Raw genomic sequence first — 915 nt, forward strand, 5'->3', positions numbered from 1 at the left:
TGGCGACCGGACGCTCGAACATGCTCGCCTTCGCGTTCCCCGACCTCCGACGCCCGTACTTCGCCGAACTGGCCCACGTCTTCTCGCGGGTCTGCGCCGACCGCGGCTACCAGCTCCTGCTCGAGGAGACCGCCGGCGACCCGGACGGTGAGCGTTCCGCCGTGCGCGGGCGTGAGGCCGGGGTGGTCGACGGGGTCGTGATCCACCCGCAGGTGCTCACGCCCGAGGCCATCGACCGGATCCGCGGCGACACCGCCGTGGTGTTCCTCGGCGAGGACGTCCGGCCCCCGCACGCCGACCAGGTCGTCATCGACAACGCCGGTGCCGCCGCCGAGGCCGTCGCGCACCTCGTCGCGCTCGGCTGCCGCCGCATCGGGTTCTTCGGGCACGAGACCGGCCCGTCGTCGCGCACGTCCGGACTGCGCCTGGACGGCTACCGCGCCGGACTCGTCGCCGCGGGTCTGCCGCTCGACGACGCGCTGCTGGTCCCCCGCGAGGTCGGCGACGCCGCCGGTGCCGAGGTCGCCTTCGGTACCGCGCTCGACGCCGGACTCCGCGTCGACGGGCTGCTCTGCCGCGACGACCTGGCCGCGCTCGGGGCGCTCCGGGCCATGCGCCTGCGCGGTCTGGACGCGCCCCGCGACGTGGCCGTCGTCGGGTGGGACGCGGTCGGCCTCGGGTCGAGCCTGGTGCCGAGCCTGACCTCCGTCGCGCCCGACACGGTCGCCCTCGCCGACACCGCGCTCGACCTGCTGGTCGAGCGGATGGACGGCTCCGACGTGCCCGGCCGGCTGGTCACGGTCGGCCACCGCCTGCTCGTTGGCGAGAGCGCGCCGTACGCGGACGGCACGTCCGACCGGGCGGCGCACCAGGTCGCGTGAACGGCGGACGGGAGGCCCGTGGCGGCGCCGCCAC

Annotated in this window: 1 protein-coding gene; it reads left to right on the plus strand. The window is 76.3% G+C overall.

The genetic code is table 11. The features are described from left to right. On the plus strand, positions 1-881 hold an 881-nt coding region (locus tag H489_RS27305; protein ID WP_017886931.1), incomplete at its 5' end, for a LacI family DNA-binding transcriptional regulator. Between the last annotated feature and the right edge of the window lie 34 nt (positions 882-915).

This window comes from Curtobacterium flaccumfaciens UCD-AKU, assembly GCF_000349565.1.
GTDB classification, from domain to species: Bacteria; Actinomycetota; Actinomycetes; order Actinomycetales; family Microbacteriaceae; genus Curtobacterium; species Curtobacterium poinsettiae.